General features: G+C 34.1%; 22 protein-coding genes. 6 read left to right on the top strand and 16 right to left on the bottom strand.

Going from position 1 to position 21,480, the window contains the following annotated elements; translation table 11 throughout:
- Positions 1-45: 45 nt before the first annotated feature.
- From QYS49_RS06735 to QYS49_RS06715, 5 genes are all read right to left on the bottom strand, one after another.
- A complete protein-coding gene (locus tag QYS49_RS06735; protein ID WP_308350952.1) occupies positions 46-336 on the bottom strand; it encodes a winged helix-turn-helix domain-containing protein in 291 nt (96 codons plus the stop codon).
- Positions 337-340: 4 nt separating this feature from the next.
- Positions 341-910, bottom strand: coding sequence for a hypothetical protein (locus tag QYS49_RS06730; RefSeq protein ID WP_308350951.1), 570 nt, complete (start codon positions 908-910; stop codon positions 341-343).
- 10 nt (positions 911-920) lie between these two features.
- Entirely contained in the window at positions 921-1,445 is a 525-nt protein-coding gene (locus QYS49_RS06725) for a hypothetical protein (protein WP_308350950.1), read from the bottom strand.
- 195 nt (positions 1,446-1,640) lie between these two features.
- A complete protein-coding gene (locus tag QYS49_RS06720; protein WP_308350949.1) occupies positions 1,641-2,126 on the bottom strand; it encodes a hypothetical protein in 486 nt (161 codons plus the stop codon).
- Positions 2,126-2,650, bottom strand: coding sequence for an acyl-CoA thioesterase (locus QYS49_RS06715; protein WP_013455213.1), 525 nt, complete (start codon positions 2,648-2,650; stop codon positions 2,126-2,128). Before QYS49_RS06715 ends, QYS49_RS06720 begins: the two co-directional genes overlap by 1 nt.
- 177 nt (positions 2,651-2,827) lie before the next feature.
- Here QYS49_RS06715 and QYS49_RS06710 point away from each other — a divergent pair, with 177 nt between their 5' ends.
- Positions 2,828-4,015, top strand: coding sequence for a PAS domain S-box protein (locus QYS49_RS06710; protein ID WP_308350948.1), 1,188 nt, complete (start codon positions 2,828-2,830; stop codon positions 4,013-4,015).
- Here the strand turns inward: QYS49_RS06710 and QYS49_RS06705 are convergent.
- The 3 genes from QYS49_RS06705 to rpsT form a co-directional block, all read right to left on the bottom strand.
- Positions 4,012-4,380, bottom strand: a complete 369-nt coding sequence (locus QYS49_RS06705; protein ID WP_308350947.1) for a hypothetical protein — start codon at positions 4,378-4,380, stop codon at positions 4,012-4,014. The genes QYS49_RS06710 and QYS49_RS06705 overlap by 4 nt on opposite strands.
- Before the next feature lie 16 nt (positions 4,381-4,396).
- Entirely contained in the window at positions 4,397-5,101 is a 705-nt protein-coding gene (gene radC, locus QYS49_RS06700; protein ID WP_308350946.1) for a RadC family protein, read from the bottom strand.
- Positions 5,102-5,309: 208 nt separating this feature from the next.
- Positions 5,310-5,564 (bottom strand): 30S ribosomal protein S20, encoded by a 255-nt coding sequence (rpsT, locus tag QYS49_RS06695; RefSeq protein ID WP_308350945.1) that lies wholly within the window; start codon positions 5,562-5,564, stop codon positions 5,310-5,312.
- Between the two features lie 268 nt (positions 5,565-5,832).
- Between rpsT and QYS49_RS06690 the strand changes: the two genes are divergently transcribed.
- A complete protein-coding gene (locus QYS49_RS06690; RefSeq protein WP_308350944.1) occupies positions 5,833-6,816 on the top strand; it encodes a zinc dependent phospholipase C family protein in 984 nt (327 codons plus the stop codon).
- Positions 6,817-6,870: 54 nt separating this feature from the next.
- Here the strand turns inward: QYS49_RS06690 and QYS49_RS06685 are convergent, their stop codons facing one another.
- The 4 genes from QYS49_RS06685 to QYS49_RS06670 form a co-directional block, all read right to left on the bottom strand.
- Entirely contained in the window at positions 6,871-8,316 is a 1,446-nt protein-coding gene (locus QYS49_RS06685; protein WP_308350943.1) for a S1C family serine protease, read from the bottom strand.
- A gap of 165 nt (positions 8,317-8,481) precedes the next feature.
- Positions 8,482-10,920: an outer membrane beta-barrel protein gene (locus tag QYS49_RS06680; RefSeq protein ID WP_308350942.1), complete on the bottom strand. Its 2,439-nt coding sequence runs from the start codon at positions 10,918-10,920 to the stop codon at positions 8,482-8,484.
- A gap of 256 nt (positions 10,921-11,176) precedes the next feature.
- Positions 11,177-12,532, bottom strand: coding sequence for an aminotransferase class I/II-fold pyridoxal phosphate-dependent enzyme (locus tag QYS49_RS06675; RefSeq protein WP_308350941.1), 1,356 nt, complete (start codon positions 12,530-12,532; stop codon positions 11,177-11,179).
- A gap of 100 nt (positions 12,533-12,632) precedes the next feature.
- Positions 12,633-13,253, bottom strand: coding sequence for a 2OG-Fe(II) oxygenase (locus QYS49_RS06670; RefSeq protein WP_308350940.1), 621 nt, complete (start codon positions 13,251-13,253; stop codon positions 12,633-12,635).
- A 179-nt stretch (positions 13,254-13,432) separates the two neighbouring features.
- Between QYS49_RS06670 and QYS49_RS06665 the strand changes: the two genes are divergently transcribed.
- Complete coding sequence (locus QYS49_RS06665; RefSeq protein WP_308350939.1) at positions 13,433-14,194, top strand: hypothetical protein; 762 nt, start codon at positions 13,433-13,435, stop codon at positions 14,192-14,194.
- A gap of 2 nt (positions 14,195-14,196) precedes the next feature.
- Here the strand turns inward: QYS49_RS06665 and QYS49_RS06660 are convergent, their stop codons facing one another.
- From QYS49_RS06660 to pfkA, 3 genes are read right to left on the bottom strand one after another with little or no spacing between them, the layout of a single operon-like run.
- Positions 14,197-15,177 carry an ROK family protein gene (locus QYS49_RS06660; RefSeq protein WP_308350938.1) on the bottom strand — a complete coding sequence of 327 codons (981 nt, stop codon included), beginning with the start codon at positions 15,175-15,177 and terminating at the stop codon, positions 14,197-14,199.
- Between the two features lie 50 nt (positions 15,178-15,227).
- On the bottom strand, positions 15,228-16,085 hold the full coding sequence (locus QYS49_RS06655; RefSeq protein WP_308350937.1) for a BadF/BadG/BcrA/BcrD ATPase family protein: 858 nt from the start codon (positions 16,083-16,085) through the stop codon (positions 15,228-15,230).
- Positions 16,086-16,088: 3 nt separating this feature from the next.
- Positions 16,089-17,060, bottom strand: coding sequence for a 6-phosphofructokinase (gene pfkA / locus QYS49_RS06650; RefSeq protein ID WP_308351569.1), 972 nt, complete (start codon positions 17,058-17,060; stop codon positions 16,089-16,091).
- 102 nt (positions 17,061-17,162) lie between these two features.
- Here pfkA and QYS49_RS06645 point away from each other — a divergent pair, with 102 nt between their 5' ends.
- From QYS49_RS06645 to QYS49_RS06635, 3 genes are all read left to right on the top strand, one after another.
- Positions 17,163-17,891: an NUDIX hydrolase gene (locus QYS49_RS06645; protein ID WP_308350936.1), complete on the top strand. Its 729-nt coding sequence runs from the start codon at positions 17,163-17,165 to the stop codon at positions 17,889-17,891.
- Between the two features lie 260 nt (positions 17,892-18,151).
- Positions 18,152-19,978, top strand: a complete 1,827-nt coding sequence (gene asnB, locus QYS49_RS06640; RefSeq protein WP_308350935.1) for an asparagine synthase (glutamine-hydrolyzing) — start codon at positions 18,152-18,154, stop codon at positions 19,976-19,978.
- Positions 19,979-20,023: 45 nt separating this feature from the next.
- On the top strand, positions 20,024-20,884 hold the full coding sequence (locus tag QYS49_RS06635) for a flavin reductase family protein (protein ID WP_308350934.1): 861 nt from the start codon (positions 20,024-20,026) through the stop codon (positions 20,882-20,884).
- Between the two features lie 140 nt (positions 20,885-21,024).
- Here QYS49_RS06635 and QYS49_RS06630 read toward each other — a convergent pair whose 3' ends face one another.
- The gene (locus QYS49_RS06630) at positions 21,025-21,411 is read right to left on the bottom strand and encodes a hypothetical protein (protein WP_308350933.1); all 387 of its coding nucleotides are present in this window, start codon (positions 21,409-21,411) and stop codon (positions 21,025-21,027) included.
- Positions 21,412-21,480: the final 69 nt, after the last annotated feature.

The raw sequence follows: 21,480 nt of genomic DNA, 5'->3' as shown, positions 1-21,480 counted from the left end.
AAAAAAAGCCGCTAAGGCTTATTTCCTTTGAAATACATCAATCATTTAATCAGTTGGTTTGATGTACGATCTTAATGCATTGAGGTAAGATTCGAATGCATCAATACCTTTATCCGTTATTTTACAAGTAGTATGAGGATAATTATCTTTAAAGGTTTTATCTACTTGGATATATTCGGCATCTTTCAATTTATTTACCTGAACACTTAAGTTGCCAGAAGTTGATTTGGTTTTTTCTTTTATAAAATTAAAGTCCGCCTCCTCAACATTCATTAATAAGCTCATGACGGCCAATCTTAACTGCGAATGTAATAATGGATCTAATGGATCAAACATAATACTATTTGGTATTTTTAAGCAAATGACCTGGAATTACAAAGCTGCAAACAATAGCGAATGCTAATAAGAGAATTTGATATTCAAAGTTTAAATAGGCAGCAACTATTCCACACAAAACACTAATAACACCTCCAATTGCCAGAGGTTTAAATTTAATAATTCCTGCAGTTGAAATAGTAGCGATACCATACAAAAACATAAAAATAGGATAAACTACATTCATACCGAATTGAGGACTAATTACTAACAAAGCTAAAATTACAAACAAAAATCCTAACCAAATATAGCTTAATGCTCTATCGATATAAGTATACACTTTCTTCTTTTTACTCTTTCTAGCAAAATAGACGGTATTAATTACACCTAAGACAGGCATGGACAACCATACATAATGCGCTTCCTTGAATTCTAAATGGAATTGCAATATATAATGAATAATAGCTGAAATAGCCACTGCATAACCCCACATTAAATAGATGCCCTTATCTTCTGAAAGATTATATTTTGAACTGTTGACCATCTCAGAGATGATATTCAAACTTTCTTCTACTTTTAACTTTTCTTGTTCCATTTCTTTAGTCTTATAATTTCCCAAAATTTAAGCTTAATTTGATCCCCAAATTATTTAAGTCTTGCTCATTTAATACTGCATCAGCATTCAGATAAGCAATTCTATAATAAACCCCAGCAGACAAATGCATATATGAATTGACTGAATACCATACTTTGATATTCGGTTCTATGAAGAAAAATTCCTCCTCAACATCATCTATTGCATAACCCCCTGAACCTGCCAAAATATCCCCACCTATTCTAATTGACTCTTTCACTTCATTAAAATAACCGAACATTAATCCTCCATATCCTAAAGAATTCAGTTCACCTGAATTTGTTGTCAGTGAATTGGATCCACCATAACCTGCGCCTCCTAAATAGAAATTGGAATTGATGACCCAGGCTCCGCCACCACCAATCAATAATAAATTACCATTGCTCGTCAATTCAGATGCTGCATGGACTCCACCGAAGCCGCCTTGGGCACTCACCCTTTCAGTCCCTAGAACTGATACAGCCAAAACAAATACTAGAATTAATAAACGTTTCATTGTTTTACTTTTTAACCAACATCACAAATGTAATTTAGTTTATTTTATAAACCAAATTACAAAATAAATTTTTGCAGACTTCATATGGCCTTAAATTATATTCAATATGTGATTATGAATCCTTTTAAGCCCAGGAAACTTAATAACATAGAAAATATTTCTTTACACGAAAGTAATTTTAAAGGCAACTATTCATTAAACAATAGTCTTAAGAAGATTCCAAAGCATCAGCTTTTTAGAAGTGTCTTTATTAAGTTCGGCTAGATCATGCGCATAAATCGCATTACCTTTATTTATTTTTAGAATTGCGTATTCGGTAGATTGTACAAATTGGTTATGAAATGACAAAAAAAGTTTCAAATGTTGAATAGCTTTCAATTGTTCAGGATGCTCATAAATAATATCATATTGCCCCTCCTCTATATTAATAGCTTTTAGTAATTTATTTAGTGTCTCTTTTTCTTGAGTACCTAAATCTTCATTAACCAAAATCACTACTTCCTTTTGAGGAGTTTTCGGTTCCTGTGGTTTTGGTTTAATAACTTCTTGGGGTTCTTGAACTGATTTAGCAACAGTATCCTCCTGCTCTAGAGTATATTTATTATCATCTTCTTTTTCTTGAAATACAAAAAGCTGATCCCCATCAAATATTTGACCTAAGTAGTCTTTTTCTATTTCCATTATTCATCCAATTTAAAAATAGATTTTAATTCGGTGGCCTCTTCAGGCTTCATTCTTTTCCCTAACACTAAACGTAACTGTCTTCTACGTAAAGCTCCATCAAATAATTCTTGTTCCTCTTCTGTTTCTGGAATTAATTCTGGAACATCAATAGGTCTACCTGATTGATCCACTGCCACGAACGTAAAGAAAGCGGAATTAGAGGGGTATTTTTTTCCTGAAGGAATATTTTCTCCTTTTACAACAATATGAACCTCAACTGAAGAACTAAAAGCCCTTGTTACTTTAGCTTCCAAAGTCACTACATCTCCTAATGCAATGGGGTGCTGAAATGAGATATTATCTACGGAAGCCGTAACTACAATTCTATTACAGTGCTTTTGTGCAGCAATGGCAGAAACGATATCCATCCAGTGCATCAGTCTACCTCCCATTAAATTATTCAATGGATTGGTATCATTTGGCAATACCAATTCGGTCATGATGGTATAAGTATCCTTTGGATTTTTCGCTTGTTTTGGCATAATTAATCTAATTTGTCACAAAGATAAAACATAGATAGCAAACAGACTTCCTTTGGAGGGATTAAGTATTCTTAAATACTACAATAATAATACTTCTCTATAATGTTAGATATAATGGATTTTTTTATATTGAGTACTCTAGTTTTAATCTCAAACCAAAACAATCCATAAATATCCATGAAACTTGAAGAAAAAGACTGGACAATCCCCCTTATTTATCTTTTAGCGGGAATAGTATGGATTGGCTTAAGCGATGAGTTGCTTTTCTTTTTAGCTGACAAATTTAACTTACAACAAGAGTTAATTACTACCTTAAGCCAATGGAAAGGATTTTTCTACGTAGCCATCACAACTCTACTTTTATATTATTTAATTAAAAGAAAAACCAATTCCATTGAATTTGTAAAGAACGATTTCAGAAGACTATTTCATGACAACCCAAACCCCATGTATATTTTTGAAATTAATTCACAAAATATTTTACTTGCTAATAAGGCTGCTTGCAGTCAATATGGTTATTCTTTAAATGAATTAAGCCATTTAAATCTAAATGACTTAAGACCTGACTCAGAAGCGAATAAACTACAATTACATCTGAAACAGCTACAAGAAGAATTTGTAGATAGCGGAGAATGGCTACATCAAGATAAATTCGGGAATTATTTTTATGTCAACATTTATTCCCATAGTACATTATATAAAGGGAAAGAATGTAGGATAGTAAACGCCATAAATGTAAATAAAAAGATACTTGCAGAACTAGAACGTGAAAACTTTGAAAAAGCATTGAATAAAGCAGCCTTAGTTTCCATCACAAACATTAATGGAAATATAGAAGAAGTTAACAGCGAATTTTGCAGGATTAGCGGATACAGTAAAAATGAGCTTATAGGCCACCCAATTGAAATGTTAGAGTCCGAATATCATAGCCTTAAATTATGGAATGATATGTGGCAGAAGATTAAGGCTGGTGAAATATGGAGAGCGGACATAAAGAATAAAAACAAAAATGGTGAATATTATTGGACGGACATGGTAGTAAGCCCAGTGAGAAATCACCATGGCAACATTTATAAATTCATGTCAATCAGTTATGATATAACCGAAAAGAAAAATTTAGAAATTAATCAACAACAGTTATTAGATGATTTTACTGACTATGCTTTTCAAACATCCCATGAGCTGAGAGGTCCATTAACAAGCATGATGGGATTAACCAGCTTATTTGAAAAATATGAAGACCCAGCTTACCTTGTTGAAAAATTAAAAGCAACAGCGGAACAAATGGATGTTGTTATCAGGAAAATGAATGATAGCTTAAGCAGAACGGCCTTAAACCTAATTCTAGAAAAAAGAAACAATTAATCCTCGGGATAAGGCACATAAACAAAGCTTGTCATATCAGTATCGACAACAAACAAACAACAAAACTCATCAGGGTTTTTATAAGCTTGTTTGAATTCCTCTACCTTATCTTCATCTATTATCTTTCTTTGCACAAACTCATCTAAATAAGTGATAAAATAATTCCAAGTTAGATTTAATTCACCAGCACCAATCAAAACCTGACCAATGGGTTGCTCGGTTTTACAAATCGGGAAAATCGGGAATTCAGAAAAGCCACGCTGACGTACTGCATATGACGCCTCCTTTAAGGTGTCTGAAATGGCAACAAAATCTTCAGTAATTGTACCTAAATATTTTCCGCTTAATTCAGGGTTATTATCCATAATCTTTTAATCAATTTTAAAGCATTGCTTCATCTGCAAAGCTATAATATTTATCTTCTGTAAAAATAATATGATCCAACACTGGAATATCCAATAACTGACCACTTTCTTTCATTTTTCTGGTTAAACGAATATCTTGATCGCTTGGGTTTCGATTTCCAGAAGGATGGTTATGCGCTAAAATTAAAGCTGAAGCCATTTGATCGATTGCCTCCTTAAAAATAACTTTTACATCAGCAACGGTACCAGAAATTCCGCCACTGCTTACCCGCTTCATCCGAATTACTCGATTTGCACGGTTCAGCATAATCACCCAAAACTCCTCATGATTTAAATCTAACATTACAGCTTTTAAAAGCTCATATGCATCTTGAGAAGAAATAATTTTGGGTTTCTCTTGAACAGCTGATTCCTTCCTTCTTCTACCTAATTCAAGTGCTGCAATGATTGAAATAGCCTTTGCCTGCCCAATCCCTCTAAACTTCATTAACTCTTTAACAGAGAATTTTGCCAGGTGATTTAAATCATTATTGACTGCAGATAAAATATTCTTTCCCACATCAATAGCCGATAAAGCTTGAGTTCCGGAACCAATTAAAATTGCGATTAATTCAGCATCTGATAAAACAGTCCGTCCATGAGTCAATAACTTTTCCCTTGGTCTATCGGCTTCAGCCCAGCTTTTAATACTTGTAACAGTTGAATATTGTTCGTTGTCCATTTGGGTCATTTAAGGTTGAAATTAACGGAGACTATTGGCAATTATACATGAAAATAAAGTAATTACCAGATAATCAGACTAAATCACAAGCTATAAAATGGTTTAATTCTATAACCGATATAATTAAACCCAAAAGTTATCAAAATAGAACAAACAAAAAAAGCCTCAACTGATAGAGTTGAGGCTTAAGATTAAAATCTTAAAATTCTTAAGCTAATTTAGCTACGTGCTTTGCTAATTTAGATTTGTTATTATCCGCTTTTTTCTTGTGGATAATATTCTTTTTCGCCAATCTGTCCAACATTGAAGTTACAGTTTTCAATAGATCTTCAGCTTGCGCCTTGTCTTCTGTAGCCCTCAATCTACGAATATATGTTCTCGTAGTTTTAGCTTGATATTTGTTTCTCAAACGTTTTGCCGCACTTGAGCGAATTCTTTTTAATGCTGACTTGTGATTTGCCATATTGATTTATGTCTATTGAAATTCTTGCTTTCTATTTAAGGACTGCAAATTTAAAAGAATTTGTTTTACTAAACAAAACCTAATCATCATTATCCTTATTTATTTTAAGAAATAATGTCTATTTGCTGAAAATATCATCTCTCTGCCTTAAAATGATTTACAAAAATACGTTTAATTATTGAAAACTCATCTATTGAATTGAATTCTGTTTTATGGTTTTTACAATTACTATTCATACTTTAGTAACTAGATTAGCCAAAATCATAAGATGAAAAGTATTTCCCGTGTTATTATCGCTTTAGTTTTTTTATCCTTTTTATTTTCTTTCGACTTCATTAGAAAACCAAATTGGGGTTTCTTTGCTCACCAAAAAATCAATCGGCTGGCTGTTTTTAGGCTTCCTCCTGAAATGATTTCATTCTACAAGCACCATATTCAATATGTTACAGAAAATGCGGTTAACCCTGACCGAAGACGATATGCTGTGGATTACGAAGCTCCTAGGCATTATATCGATTTGGACGTTTATGGAGATAGTGCTGTTTACAAAATGCCACGCTATTGGAATGATGCAATTGAGAAATATACAGAAGACACTTTACAGGCTTATGGAATTGTGCCTTGGCATGTGCATTTCGTAACCTACCAATTAACCGAAGCATTTAAAGAAAATAATGCGGAAGATATTTTAAGATATTCTGCTGATTTGGGTCACTACATAGCTGATGCTAATGTTCCACTACACACCACAGAAAATTACAACGGACAATTAACCGGGCAATATGGAATTCATGGTTTTTGGGAATCACGTTTACCTGAACTTTATTCTGAAGATTATAACTTTTTTATTGGGAAGGCAGAATATGTAGACAATACGCAGATAGCTATTTGGGATGCGGTAAAGGAAGCGCATTTTGCACTGGATTCCGTTTTTGGTTTTGAGAAAACACTAACCAAAGAAATGTCAGCTGACAGTAAATACAGTTCTGAATTGAGAGGAAGTGTTAATACGAAGGTCTATTCAAGGAACTTCTCCAAGGCTTATCATAAAATGCTTAGCGGACAAGTAGAAAGAAGGATGCGCAATTCTGTTAAAATGGTGGGCGATTATTGGTATACCGCATGGGTAAATGCAGGCCAGCCTAATTTAGATCTTTTGATTGAAGAACGGGCAATTTTTAGTGAGGAAGAATATATACCTCAATCTTCGAATGAAAAATTAAGACAGCATGAGAGCGGAGTACAAGATTAAAAAAGGCATCAAATCTCATGAAATGATGCCTTAAACCTGTTCATTTCAACATTTTTAAAAATAATAAGAGTAATAACCTTTCACTCCTTTTTTATTTACTCCTTGAATCACCACTTTTCCTTTCACAGATTCTAAAATATTTGATACTTCTTTTGGACTATTTACTTGATTGCTATTAATAGCTGTAATGATGAAGCCCTCATCGATATTAAGTCTTTTGAAAAAACCATTTTTAATATTTACTACTCTTACTCCACTATTGATATCTAGTAAATCTTTTTCTGCTGTAGATACCGATTCAAATTCTGCTCCTAATGATTTTGAAAAATATACATCTCTCTTGAGTAGTTCAGTTGTGTTTTCACTATTGGTCAAAATCAACTCTTTTTGAATCATTTTTCCTTTTCTCTCTAAAGTGAGATACAATTTATCGCCAGGTGAGAGCATACTCAACTTCTCTTCAAATTCTGCATGAGTACTTATGTCTTCCCCATTAAATTCGCGAATAATATCTCCCTCTTGCAATTTCACATTATCAGCAGCTCCATTTTCACGAATATAGCTCACTACTACTCCATCCAGATTTTTCACCCCTAGGTTATCACCCAATTCAGGAGTTAAAGATTTCACCTCAGCACCTAGAAAAGCTTTTTGAACCATGCCAAATTCAATTATATCTGTGGCAATTTTTTTAGCTATATCAATAGGAACTGCAAAGCCATATCCTGCATAGGAGCCTGTTCTAGATAATATAGCCGTATTGATTCCCACTAACTCTCCTTCAGGATTTACCAAAGCTCCTCCACTGTTTCCAGGATTAATAGCGGCATCCGTTTGAATAAAAGATTCAATAGGGAAATTGCTCTTTAAAATATTGAGCTCTCTGCCTTTAGCACTTACAATCCCAGCTGTGACCGTGGAAGTCAAATTAAAAGGATTTCCTACTGCCAACACCCAAGAACCTACTTCTAAATCTTTAGAGGAACCTAATTTTATTGTTGGCAAATTATTTTCATCTATCTTCAATACTGCCAAATCTGTAGATGGGTCGCGTCCTACCAAACTGGCTTTATAGGTTCTCTTTTTCCTGACTACTTCTATTTCATCCGCACCATCAATCACATGATTATTAGTTATAATATATCCATCAGATTTGAAAATAACACCGGAACCTGAGCCTACTTGTTGCATACTACCGCTTCCGCCAAGCCATAAATTTAGCCATGAACTTCTGCCATAAGCTTCGGACACGGTTTTAATATACACCACACTTTCACGGCTATTTTTTGAGGCCTCTACGAAATCAATTTCGGGAATAGAATTGAAATTTTTGGAATTTGTCTCTCCATAATTCTCGAGTGCTACATTGCTTATTGGAGTTTGAAAAGCTGATTCATTAATTTTTAGTTCCGGCTCATCATTGGTCAAATGATAAATCAAAAGAGCTCCAATTATCCCTCCGAAAAATGCAGCGATTGTAGTTTTCAAATATTGATTCATAGTTTATTTAGTTAATACAATATCTATTAAATGAAATTTTATGACATATATTGTGCCGAATATTTACGGAAAAGGAATTGATTCTGTTTAAAGTTATATATAAAAAAAACGACAACCCAAATGGATTGCCGTTCTCCAGCTTTTATTGTTAACCTAAACTGGATATTATCCTCCTGCTCTATTTAACTCTTCTAAGTTGGTATTGCGTTGACGAGCTTTAAATTCTTCTCCTTTGCTGAATCTATATCTTAAAGAAAAGCCTACACTTTGCTGTCCGAAATACTGACTGATTTCATTGATGTTACCGTTGAAATTAGAACTTCCTTCAAATCTTCTACTTCTAAAAATATCGGTGATATTTAATGAAGCATCTAATTTTTTATTCATGAAGCTTTTCTTTACTGCAAAATCAACTCCCCATTGAGCACCAATCGCATATAATCCCCAAACTGTATTTGATCTATAGTCAGCATTCAATTCTAGCTTAAAGTCATTTGGTAGCATGAAAGTATTTCCCGCTCTTGCAAAAGCTGAAGTCGCATTGTTTTCCACCTGATTTCCATTTAAATAGGTAGTGAATTCCTGATGAAAAACAGATAGATTACCATTGATCGACCACCATTTAAATGGCTGAACCGGAATTACAGCAGTAGCACTATAATTTACCTGATCATCAATATTATCCTGTATAAAAACAGTAGTGCCGTCCTCAGGATTTTGTGTAGGAACCTCCGCAATGAAATCACTAGTTAAGCCGTAGTTCAACACTAAATTATATTGCCCTAATATGGTTTGAGTAACCGACATTGAATGTGTTAACTGTGGTTTCAAGTAAGGATTGCCTTGAGCCCAAGTATAGGGATCCAAATACATCACAAAAGGATTCAAATTACTGTAATTCGGTCTGTCAATTCTTCTGCTATAATTATAATTAACCTGATAGCCTTCTGAAATATTATGCTGTAAGAAGAAACTTGGAAATAGATTAAAATAATTTCTTTCGTTTACTGTATTTAAAGTTAAAGATTCTCCTTCTGAATAAGTTTGCTCTGCTCTTAATCCAGCTTTATAAGATAACTTCTCTCCTATCTTGCCAGCAAAACTTGTATAGCCTGCAAAAATCTGTTCTGTATAAATAAAGTGGTTTGTTCTTTCTGGGTCTAAAGTCCGTTGATTATCCTCAATTTCATAAAAATTCAATTCATTATCAGAAACCACATGACTAGCTTTCAAACCTGATTCCACTTTAATTTCATCAAATAATTTTCCTTCAAAATCTACTTGGGCTGAGTAAATATCATAGGCAAAAGGATTTTCATTTTCCAATCTCTCCACTGAATAAGGCTCAGAGTTTCCTTCCTGGAAATAACTATTAGTGAAGGATGACCCACCATCATTAAATAATTTCACATAATTTAAATCAGCAGTTATTTTTGTGCCATTAGTATCCAACTTATGAACATAATGCAAATTACCTTGAGTATTTAAGAATCTGTAATCAATCTGATTATCTGAATTAATCATAAATTCATTAGCCCCTTGTTCCAATTCAGTATCGATATTAAAATCGTGGTAAACATCTTGACCATATATATTGAACATTACGCCTACTGATTGCATATCATTTATATCATAATCAGTACCTAGTCTTAAAGAAGGAATTACTCTGTTTACATATTCTTTACCAGTCTGATCAAAAATAGTGGTGACTCCGTTATTTTGAGTAATTTCTCTATAAAAACCAGCATCTCTTATTCTTCCTCTTTGAGATAAATCTGCGTTTATGAAAGAATTCCAGTCCCCTTTTTTATGGTTTAATTGCAAGCCTGTATTATAATTTTGCATTTCATTATATCGATAACCTGCATTCACACTTCCATTTACACCCTGAATATTATTTTTCTTCAAGGTAATATTGATGATACCTGCATTTCCCTCAGCATCATATTTAGCGGATGGATTATTGATGATTTCTATGGTTTTGATATTATCAGCTGACATTCCTTGCAACATATTTTGCAGATCAGCAGCGGATAAATAAGATCTGCGCCCATCAATCATAACCTGCACACCAGATTTTCCATTGAGCTGAATATTTCCATCCTGATCGACAAAAATCCCTGGGGATTTCTCTAAGACTTCATAAGCAGTAGCTCCAGCCGCCATTGCCGTTCCTTCAACAGACACAACCATCTTATCAGCCTCCACTATCACTTGTGGTCGCATGGCTTTTACTTCCACAGCATCCATCACCTGTACATCTTCTTCCAACTTGATTTCAGATAAATCAATTGTTGGATTATTGGCATTTACAGTTATACTTTTAGAAAGGTAAGTTTCAAAACCAACAGCGGAAATCTTTAAATAATAATCGCCATATTTCACATTGATATAGAATTGACCTTCAGCATCGGTGATGCTACCCGTTAATAAACTTGAATCCGAAGATTGGTAAACCGCCACATTACTATAAGGTAGTGGCGCATCTTGATTGTCTGTCAATACACCTTTGATTAAACCGTTTTGCGCTTGCGCAAAAGATGTTAAAAAAAGTGTTAGAGTTAGTAGAGTTAAAATAGTTTTCATGTTCTTAAGCGTTTGCATGTTTCGTTCTTTAGTTAATAGATGCGTTCATGCTAGCTCTCGATGCACGGAATGTGCCATATTCTGTAAGTGGCTAAATTTGGGTTTAGAAGGTAATTTATTAGAAATCTAAGTTTAGGAGTGTTCAGTATTGAACATCAAATGCATACAAAAGCGAACAATTGCAGGAGGGTTTAATAAATATATGGAGGAAATAATTCAGTTAGCTTAATGTAAAAGCATAGCACGATTCTAACTCATGCTATGCCTTCTGAAATTATATGATATTTAATTCTTTACCGATTTCTTCAATTTGATTTAAAGTATAATCTAATTGCTCAATAGAAAAACCTGCCGTAACCGTCATTCTTACTCGCGTAAGTTTTCTTGGGACTGCGGGATAAGGCACAGGATTCACAAAAATATTCTTTAGATGCAAACGATAAGTCATTTCCTTTACCTTATTATCGTCTCCGATAATAATAGGAAAAATAGCGGTTTCAGCATTCCCAATATTAAATCCTGCTTTCATTAATCTATCTTTTACATATCTGATATTATCCCAAAGCTTGTCCATTCCTGCTTCCTGCTTTGAAATCAGATTTAAAGCCTCTAATGAAGACACAACAGAACCTATAAAAGGAGAGGTTGAAAACATATAGGATCGGCTGGTATATTTCAAATAATTAATCAAACGACTAGATGCAGCTACATATCCACCCACAGAACCTACTGCTTTACTCAAAGTTCCTGTAATAATGTCAACCTTACCTTCCAGACCAAAATGCTCTAAAGTGCCCTTTCCTGTTTTTCCAATAACGCCTGTTGCATGAGCTTCATCCACCAAAACCCAAGCTCCATAATAGTGTGCGATATCTAAGATCTCCGGAAGATTACATATATCTCCATCCATGGAATAAACTCCATCTACCACCACCAATTTATTGATATACTTATTTTGAGTATTCTTCAAAACCTTTTCCAAAGAAGCAGGATCATTATGAGAGAAGAATTTTTTATTGGAACCTCTGCTTCCATCTATCAGACTAGCATGAGCAAACATATCATATATAGCCACATCTCTATGCCCCAGCAAACCTGAAATGGTGCCAATATTAGCTCCATAGCCTGAGCTGTAAACAATAGCTTGTTCCATTCCCTTCATTTCAGCTATCTTTTCTTGCAGCTCCTTGATAATATTCATTGAACCACTTAAAAGAGGCACACCGCCAGCACCCGCACCATAATAAGGTGCAATAGCAGTCATTTTTTCTAAAATCCTTGGATCTTGAGTAAGATTTAAATAATCGTTAGAAGCGAAATTGAGCATTTCTCTCACTTCTTTAGTAACAGGATCTATAATTTTGGATACAACTTTAGAACCATTAATTGATTCTCGTTCATATAAAAACCTTTCATTGCTTTTCATATCCGAAAACCAACTATTCATCATATCCATTCTGCTTTCCCATTCGGCATATTCCAGTTTTGGGTCACCGGTGAAATTATATAGCGAATATTTATTGGCATCTATTTCCCCAGCTGGAGAAATATCAAAATACATATGGTCAATTTGTTCTTCTTCAAAAAGATGATAATGCTTCCTTGAAGGAATAGTGGGTTTAAATGACATTTTGTAAAATTTTGGTTTAGTATTAACAACAATTATAAGAAATGGATAGACATTAATCAAACCCATTCCATATAATTATTAAGTTATTTTCTTAATAATTTTAAGGGAGAAAAGTCAAACTCATGTCTTTATCTAACATCCAGCCAGTTACGCTATAGCGTTTCTTATAAGACATTAAAACTTCATGTTCGAGTTCACTTCTGAACAACAATAATCGACCAGCCAGAGGTTGTACAATTTCCGTTTGATTTTCTAAATAAATTGCTAACTCTCCACCATTTCCTTCTTGCCAATTTTCATTGAGATACAGCACAAAGGAAATTACTCGATGGGCATTCTGCTGAAATCTATCTACATGCTTTTTATAAAAAGTATTTTCAGGGTAGATGGCAAAGTGAGTTTCAAAGTCTTTCAGACCTAAGTAGCATGTTTCATTCAAAGTATTTTTAAGACTCTCCATTTTATCCAGAATCTGGAGTACAATCTGATTTTGATTACTTCTATCTAACCATTGAATGTAATCTCCCCTAATACTTTTGTCCAATTGGAACAATGCCTGCTTTCCAATTCCCGCCTTTTTAAAATCGCCAGACTGATTGCTCTGATTGGCTATTGAAACTAATTTTTTGACCTCTTCATTGGTGACAAAATCATCCCAAATAAAATAACCTGTATCGCTTAATTGATCGATAGCAAGGTTTAGTTTTTCTGCACTACTCATTTAACAGCAAAAATACATAAATAAACTTATTAAGTTGTTAATAATCGATGAACGTTATGTATAATTGCACAAAAAAACTTGCACTTTTTATCCCCGTTGAACTTATAGAATAAGTTTCAACTTATTAAATATCATTTCAGCCAAACCAAAGAACTTTTTAAAGTTATAATCCATAATTTATGTCTTCAGAAAGAGGAGAAGCTGTTTTATATTTCGATTTACATTTCAAATTGGCCAATAAACCTGATGAAATAATTGCCTTTTTAAATCAATTTGAAAATGCTGAAATCAACCAAAGTGAATTCTATGGAAAGGTGAAGTTCCAAACTATTATGGATATTCTTAATCAGAATAAGCAGTTGAAAGGAAAGGAAGAAGCTTTTCAGAAGGAGCTAGACGGAATGTTTGATGAAATAAAATTAGAGATCTGTAGAAGGTTAAGAGTCCTTCTTGCTTTCGAAGAAATAACGGATACTCCCAAGGAAGATTGGCAAAAACTAAAAGTGTTTAATTCAATATTAATAGACTTAAAACAACAAGGGCTATTCGAAATGATTAAAAAGTTGATGAATGAAAATAACATCAACTTAGGTAAGCGGTTTTCTTTTGAAGAAAAGTATAAACCTTTTACTCCAAATTTAAATGGAAAGATTAACCAAAACCATATAAAATCGAAATTAATTTATAAGTACGAACATGCTATTTTCACTTATGATGTATGGTTATATCCATTGGAATTTGAAAAAGCATTTAAAAATAAAAATCAAGGAAAAGAAAAAATCGAGGCACTTAATCTTCCAGAGGATTTAATTTACGAGAAAATTATCCCGAAAATAATTGATGGCAATTCTCTGAATTTCAACATTAAGGAAGATAGTAAGATTAAATACAGAAATATATTTGACCTTAAAAATTACTATTTAACTAGAGATAAGGAATAATTTTACTTATTCTCCATTAAAGAGATTTCATCCTTCTTTAGTTTATCTACTATTAAACTGCTAGCACCTATAATTGGAGCCGATTGATTTTGTAGTTGAGAAGAAATTACTCGTACCCTACCTTTAAAAACTGGCATTAAATTCAATTCTAAATGCTCTTTTACGGGATTAAAAATCAAATCTCCTGCTTGCGACAATCCACCGAAAATAAATATCGCTTCCGGATCAGTATGGATTACGGTATCGGCCAATTTAGTGCCTAAAATCCTACCTGTATATTCAAAAGCTTGCTTGGCAATAATATCACCCTTTAAAGCATATTTAGTGATCATTTCCGGGCTTAACTCATCAAAACTAACGGATCTCAATGCACTATCTTCAGTATAGTCTGCCAATAATTTATATATGGTTCTCTTAATTCCAGTTGCAGATACATAGGTTTCTAAACATCCACGTTTTCCGCAGCCACAAAACCTTCCATTTCCATAAGTAACCGTGGTATGCCCTAGCTCGCCTGCAAAGCCATTGGCGCCATTTACTAATTGTCCATTGCTTACTATTCCGGCTCCTAGGCCTGTTCCAAGAGTTATGACAATAAAATCCTTCATCCCTTTGGCTCCACCAAAAATCATTTCTCCTACTGCAGCTGCATTAGCATCATTAGTTACAACCGTTGGCACATCAAATTCATCCTCTAAGGTTTTTGCTAAAGGTAAAATTCCTTTCCACCTTAAATTGGGGGCATGTTCAATTGTTCCTTTGTGGTAATTAGCATTTGGGGCACCCACTCCAATTCCGATCAATTGATGTTTTTCAGAATCAAGACCTTTACGGATTTCATTTGCGAGTAAATGAATATAATCTGCAAAAACCGCTTCTGTTTGCGTAGGAATTGCACCTTGATATAAAACCTTTCCATCTAAAGTTACAATTCCGAATTTTGTTCCAGTACCACCTATATCGATCCCAATGCTAACTTTCATACTTCTATATAATTTAAAATCACCTAGCTAACTGACTTTAGCAAGCAATATTAATTTTTATAATGTTTCTTAATTAAATAACCTACTAGTAAGTCTATAGGTTCTTCTATAAATATTCCTTTGGTTAAATTACGTTCTTCTACTACCTCATTCACAATTCCTTCAAAAAAGTAAGGAACAGAGCCTACAAAATGAACAGGTAGGTTTTCGTAATTTTTTATACTACAAATATAAATATCAACAAAGTCTGTAATGCTTTGCTTTACCATTTCTTTAAGGTAAGGATTGTCTATTCGTTCTTGTATGAACTGGCTAAAACTGCTTAAATAAACGTTGGCATAAGGTTTAATATAAACATTCAACAATATTTCTTCCTTATCCAATCGAAATTCTTGCTCTAAATCATGAGCGATTTCAGCTGGTAATTGTTTCTTCAAAAATTTACTTAACAGCATTTTTCCAAAATGACTTCTACTTCCTTCGTCACCCAAAATGAAATCCATTCCACTCACCTCCTGACGAACGATATCTCCATCAAAATGGCAAGCATTTGAACCTGTTCCCATCAAAGCGGTAATGGAAGGCTCGCCATTAAAAGTTGCAAAAGCCGCTGCCACAATATCTTCCTTCACATACATATGCGATTTATTGAAGACCATAGACAATCCTCTTTCCACCATAGAAGCAAAATGTTTGCTGGAACATCCTGCACCAAAATAATAGACTACTTCTATCTCTGATTTATGATCAATAATTTCTGATCCCAGTGATTTCACCACATCGCTAATGGCTACATCGTCCATAAAGAAAGGATTCATCCCTTTCGTACTTTTTTTGAGTAAAGTTTTATTGGCATCTACTAATTGCCAATCACATTTAGTGGAACCGCTGGTACCTATTAGTATCATAATTTATATTGATAAAATTTTAGCAATTCGTAAATCATCTTTATGAATGTCTTTAGGCTGATTCATAATATCATCAAATTTATTGAAAATAATTTCATGGTGGCTAATCCCTACCATACTGTCAGTTTTCCCCTGATCCAAACCTTCGACTGCTGCTACTCCCATTTTACTGGCCAATACCCTATCAAAATAAGTAGGGCTTCCTCCTCTTTGAAGATGACCTAATATAGTCACTTTTGTGTCAAAATAAGAAGATTTTTCATTCACTTTTCGAGCAATTTCCATGGCTGAACCTGACTTTCCTCCTTCTGCCACAACCACCAAACTTGATGTTTTATTCTTTTCGCCTCCCCTATTCAATTTTTCAACCAATTCATCGATAGAAGTTTCTTCCTCAGGAATAATAATTGAAACAGCTCCGCCAGCTATACCACTGTTTATCGCAATATAACCTGAATCTCTTCCCATTACTTCAATGAAAAACAAACGGTTATGGGACAATGCGGTATCTCTAATTTTATCAATCGCTTCCACTGCCGTATTAGTGGCTGTATCATATCCAATAGTATAATCTGTGCCCGGAATATCGTTATCAATGGTGCCTGGAATACAGATATAAGGTATCCCATGTTCTAAATACAAATGATGCATACCTGTGAAAGAGCCATCACCACCAATTCCAATTAATGCATCGATGTTGTGCTTTTGCAATTGCTCAAAAGCTTTCTTTCTTCCTTCAGGAGTTCTAAATTCTTTTGATCTTGCTGATTTCAACATGGTACCTCCCCTCTGGAGTATATTGGCTACCGAGCGAACGTCCATTTCCTCAAAATCACCTTCAATCATCCCTTCATATCCGCGGTATATTCCTACTATCTCTTTATTATAAAAAATACCTGCTCTTACTACTGCACGTATAGCGGCATTCATTCCAGGAGCATCACCTCCAGAAGTAAAAACACCTATTCGATTCATCTTTTTCATCTAAAAAAATTGTTCAGCCCGCCAAAGATAGTGTAATGCGTACACTTACCCAATAGTATTTTATTATCTTTGTAATACTAATTGAATAGAAACATGTCAGAATTCCATTACAATCCGCATATATCGGTCGACTGTGTCGTTTTTGGCTTTGATGATGAAAAGATCAATATTTTATTGATAAAGAGAAAGCAAGAAGGTGAAAATGTTTATGCACTGCCTGGAGATTTAGTACAGAAAGGAGAAGATTTAGATGTAGCCGCTAATCGTGTTCTTTATGAACTTACAAGCATGGAGAATTTATACTTAGAGCAATTTAAAACTTTTGGCTCACCAGATCGAACCTCTGATCCTGTTGATGTAGAATGGATTAAATCAGTTAGGGAACACCCAGAAGCCAGAGTGATCACTGTTGCCTACAACTCTTTAGTGAAAACTCAAGATTTTGATTATAGACCTTCATCATTTGCAGAGGAAGTTTTATGGCATCCTATAGAAAAACCACAGAAATTAGGTTTTGACCATAATGAAATAGCGAATACAGGCTGGGCAATGTTAAGGGAAAAAATTAAGAGAGAACCTATTATTGCATTTTCCTTATTGCCTGAAAAATTTACTCTAAGGCAATTACAAACGCTTTATGAAGCTTTAGTCGGTCAAAAACTTGATAAAAGAAATTTTAGGAAACGAATGCTTAGAAATAGATTTTTAGTTGCTATGAATGAAAAAGAAACGGGTGTTTCTCATAAACCTGCCCAATATTATCGCTTTGATGACGCCATTTACAAAGAGGATTTTGCAAAAGATCAGTGGTTTTTATTTTGAAAAACGGTAATATTCTAACGATAATAGAGATGACTGACAAATCATAAGTAGCCAAAGGCTACATTTCTTTTAACCACATAACCTGTCCTGTACTGAAAGTCGGGAGTGACAAAAGAAAACAGAAGGATTTCGCTAGAGCGAAAAAATGCTCACATAAGACCTAGTATATACAATAGGATTGCCCAAAGGAAGGAATAGGGTCTGAATTTAATCAGATGTGAAAAGTTTTATTTAATTTTCGATAAATTAAAGATTTAATTATGTGTGGGATAGCCGGGTTTTGGTCAAGAAATGGAGCTTTAGAAAAGGATAAATTTGACAGCGCCCTCTATTTAATGAACCACCGCGGACCGGATGAGCGCCACTCAATATGCACATCCAACACAAACCTTGGTACTCAAAGGTTAAAAATTATTGGAATTGATGGCGGACAGCAACCTGTCGGTGATGATTCAGGACATTATCTAGTCTTTAATGGTGCTATTTATAATTATCCTGAAATTGCCACATCGCTCAACTCTCCATCACAATCGGATACTGAAATCCTTTTTCAACTCATCTTAAAACAAGGAATTCATAAAGCTTTAGAAACTATCAGAGGAATGTTTGCCTTTGCCTTTTATGAAGAAAAGGAAGACAGCTTTCTGCTAGTAAGGGATAGAATGGGGCAAAAACCTTTATATTATTATCAAAACTCCAATTTTCTCCTTTTTGCATCTGAGCTAAAAAGCTTGAAAAAGCTAATGCAATTGAATGATATTGCCGTTGAGATTAATGAAAATGCGATTTATCATTATTTATGCTTTTCCAATATCCCAGAACCTGAAACTATCTATCAAAATGTTTTTACAGTGCCTCCAGCACATTGCTTAAAATATCAAAATGGTAAATTAAATATTTTCCCTTATTGGGAACATCAATACTTGCCAAAAGAGAAAATCTCATTTACTGAAGCAAAAGAAAAAACCCAACAAACCATAGAAGAATCTGTCAAAATTAGATTAAGAGCAGATGTATCCAAAGGATTGTTTTTATCAGGTGGATGGGATAGCTCCATTATTGCTTATGAAGCTTCCAAACATGAGCAAAATCTGAAGGCATTTACAGTGGAATATCCTTTTCAAACCACTCAAAATGAAAGCCAAATTGCCAAAGAGACTGCTCATCGATTGGGCTTAAATCATGAAATCATCAAAATTGATAAAAGCCCTTTAGCTTTATTGGGGAAATCAATCTGCACTTTTGATCAGCCTTTAGCCGATAGTAGTGCACTTCCGAATTTAGCAATTGCTGAATCAGCTTCTTACCACGTTAAATTAATGCTAAATGGAGATGGTGGTGATGAACTTTTTGGAGGCTATAGAAGGTACTTTACTGCTAAAAATATTAAGAAATTAACTTTCACAAAACATCTGAAAAACATACTTCCAACTGGGGAAAGACGAACAAAATTGGGGTTTCTGAACCGGATTTCAAGAATTGCATCATTATCTTCATCCGAAAGGTATTTGCTATACACAACAGATATGTTTCAGGATGCTGATATTTCAAATTTTTGGAACAGACCGAATGAAATTCAAAACTTATCATTTGAAATCATAAATCAACATTTTGACTCAAAGCTTTCAGACCTTGATCAGCTCATGCATTGGGACAGAAATTTCAACCTTCTTTCGGGTATTTTAGTAAAAATGGATAGAGCAAGTATGGCTTATTCAATTGAGGCTCGTTCTCCATTTTTAGACCATAAATTATTTGAAATCAGTAATCAGTTGCCTAACTCATTCAAAATTTCTGGTTTCAATAGAAAGCATATATTAAAGTCTATATATGCCGATAAACTTCCTAAATCCGTAACCCAAGCACCAAAGACTTCATTTGAAGCACCAATAGGAAATTGGCTAAAGCATGATTTTAATGAGTTGTTGAAAGATTTGCTTTTCAATCCCCAAGCAAAAATTTACAACTATGTGAATTATACCGAAATCATGCTGCTGATGAAGGGTGTAAAATATCAGGAAAGGAATACGGATTATATGATTTATGCATTGCTAGTTCTAGAAATGTGGCTGCAAGAGAACGACTAATCATAAAACATTTGAATATTCAGAAAACTTTAGCAAAATTCGGGCATGAGTTATAAAGAAGTAGATCCAAAATCCATCAAAACACCAGAATTGCATGGTTTATTATTGGGAGCAATAGCACCCAGACCCATTGCTTTTGCTAGTACTATTGATAAAGAAGGAAAAGTGAATTTAAGTCCATTTAGCTTCTTTAATGTATTTGGCGCTAATCCACCCATCTTAATTTTTTCACCTGCCCGAAGAGGTAGAAACAACACCACAAAGCATTCATATGAAAATGTGAAAGAAGTGGCTGAAGTGGTCATCAATATTGCAAATTATCCAATGGTAGAGCAAATGTCACTGGCATCTACGGAATATGACAAGGGTATTAACGAATTTGTGAAAGCAGGATTTACTGAAGCAAAATCAACCAAAGTGAAACCGCCAAGAGTTGCCGAGTCACCTGTGGCATTTGAATGCAAAGTAAACCAAGTGATTGAAACCGGAGAAGATGGAGGTGCAGGAAATTTGGTCATTTGTGAAGTGATTCACATCCATGTGGATGAAGAAATTTTAGATGAAGATGGAAAAATTGATCCTTTCAAATTAGATCCTATTGGCCGATTAGGAGGCAACTGGTACAGTCGTTCTAAGAAAGCATTATTTGAAGTAGAGAAACCTTTGCAAAAACTGGGGATTGGGGTGGATGCCTTACCAGAAGAGATTAAAAATAGTAATGTTTTAACAGGGAATGACTTAGGGAAACTTGGGAATGTTGAGAAGATCCCCGAAGCTTCAGAATTAGAAGGCCTATTAATTTCCGTTAGCTGCGATAATAATAAAGAAGATCAACATAGGTTAGCTCATCAATTACTTGAAGACAATAAAGTGATGGAAGCTTGGAAAGTATTGTTGAAATTTTAATTATTATCAAAAACGATGTGACTACTTAGATTATAATTACTAAACTAAAATAATTTTTTCTTTGAAGACAACGCTGTCCTATCGAGGAATGCAGGAATAGCTTTGATAAAACCAGCCAAACGGGGCATGGTTGATGATTATTAAAATGGATATTTTTTGAAATTGATTCTAGACTGGCCATCTTTTACGGAATGGGCAATACAATTAGATTTTGCTTCTTGATTTATACCATTTAGACTTAATTTCAGTTGAGATTTTGATATCTTTTCCTTTAAAAAATAGTAGACTTCAGTAGTTCCATATTTAGTATGAGGTAATAAATCAGAATGCTTTTTCATTTCTGACCACACAGTATCTTCCACAGAAAAAACATACACTCTATGAATTGGCCCCGTATTGTTTTCATTTCTTTCAAAAGCCAACTCTTCAAAATCGCCTTCCAAAGAATTAATATTATCTGATTGAAATAGTGAATAAAAGATCAACCCAACAATCACCACAGAAATCATTAAAATTATTCTCTTCATTTCATCATTTTAAATTGATTGAATAGCATTTATTACCGCTCATGTATTATACGAATCAAATATAAACTT

It is taken from the genome of Marivirga salinae (assembly GCF_030503855.1).
GTDB lineage: Bacteria > Bacteroidota > Bacteroidia > Cytophagales > Cyclobacteriaceae > Marivirga > Marivirga salinarum.
Note: the sequence above shows the minus strand (reverse complement) of the source record. Positions and strands in the feature narration are given on the sequence as shown.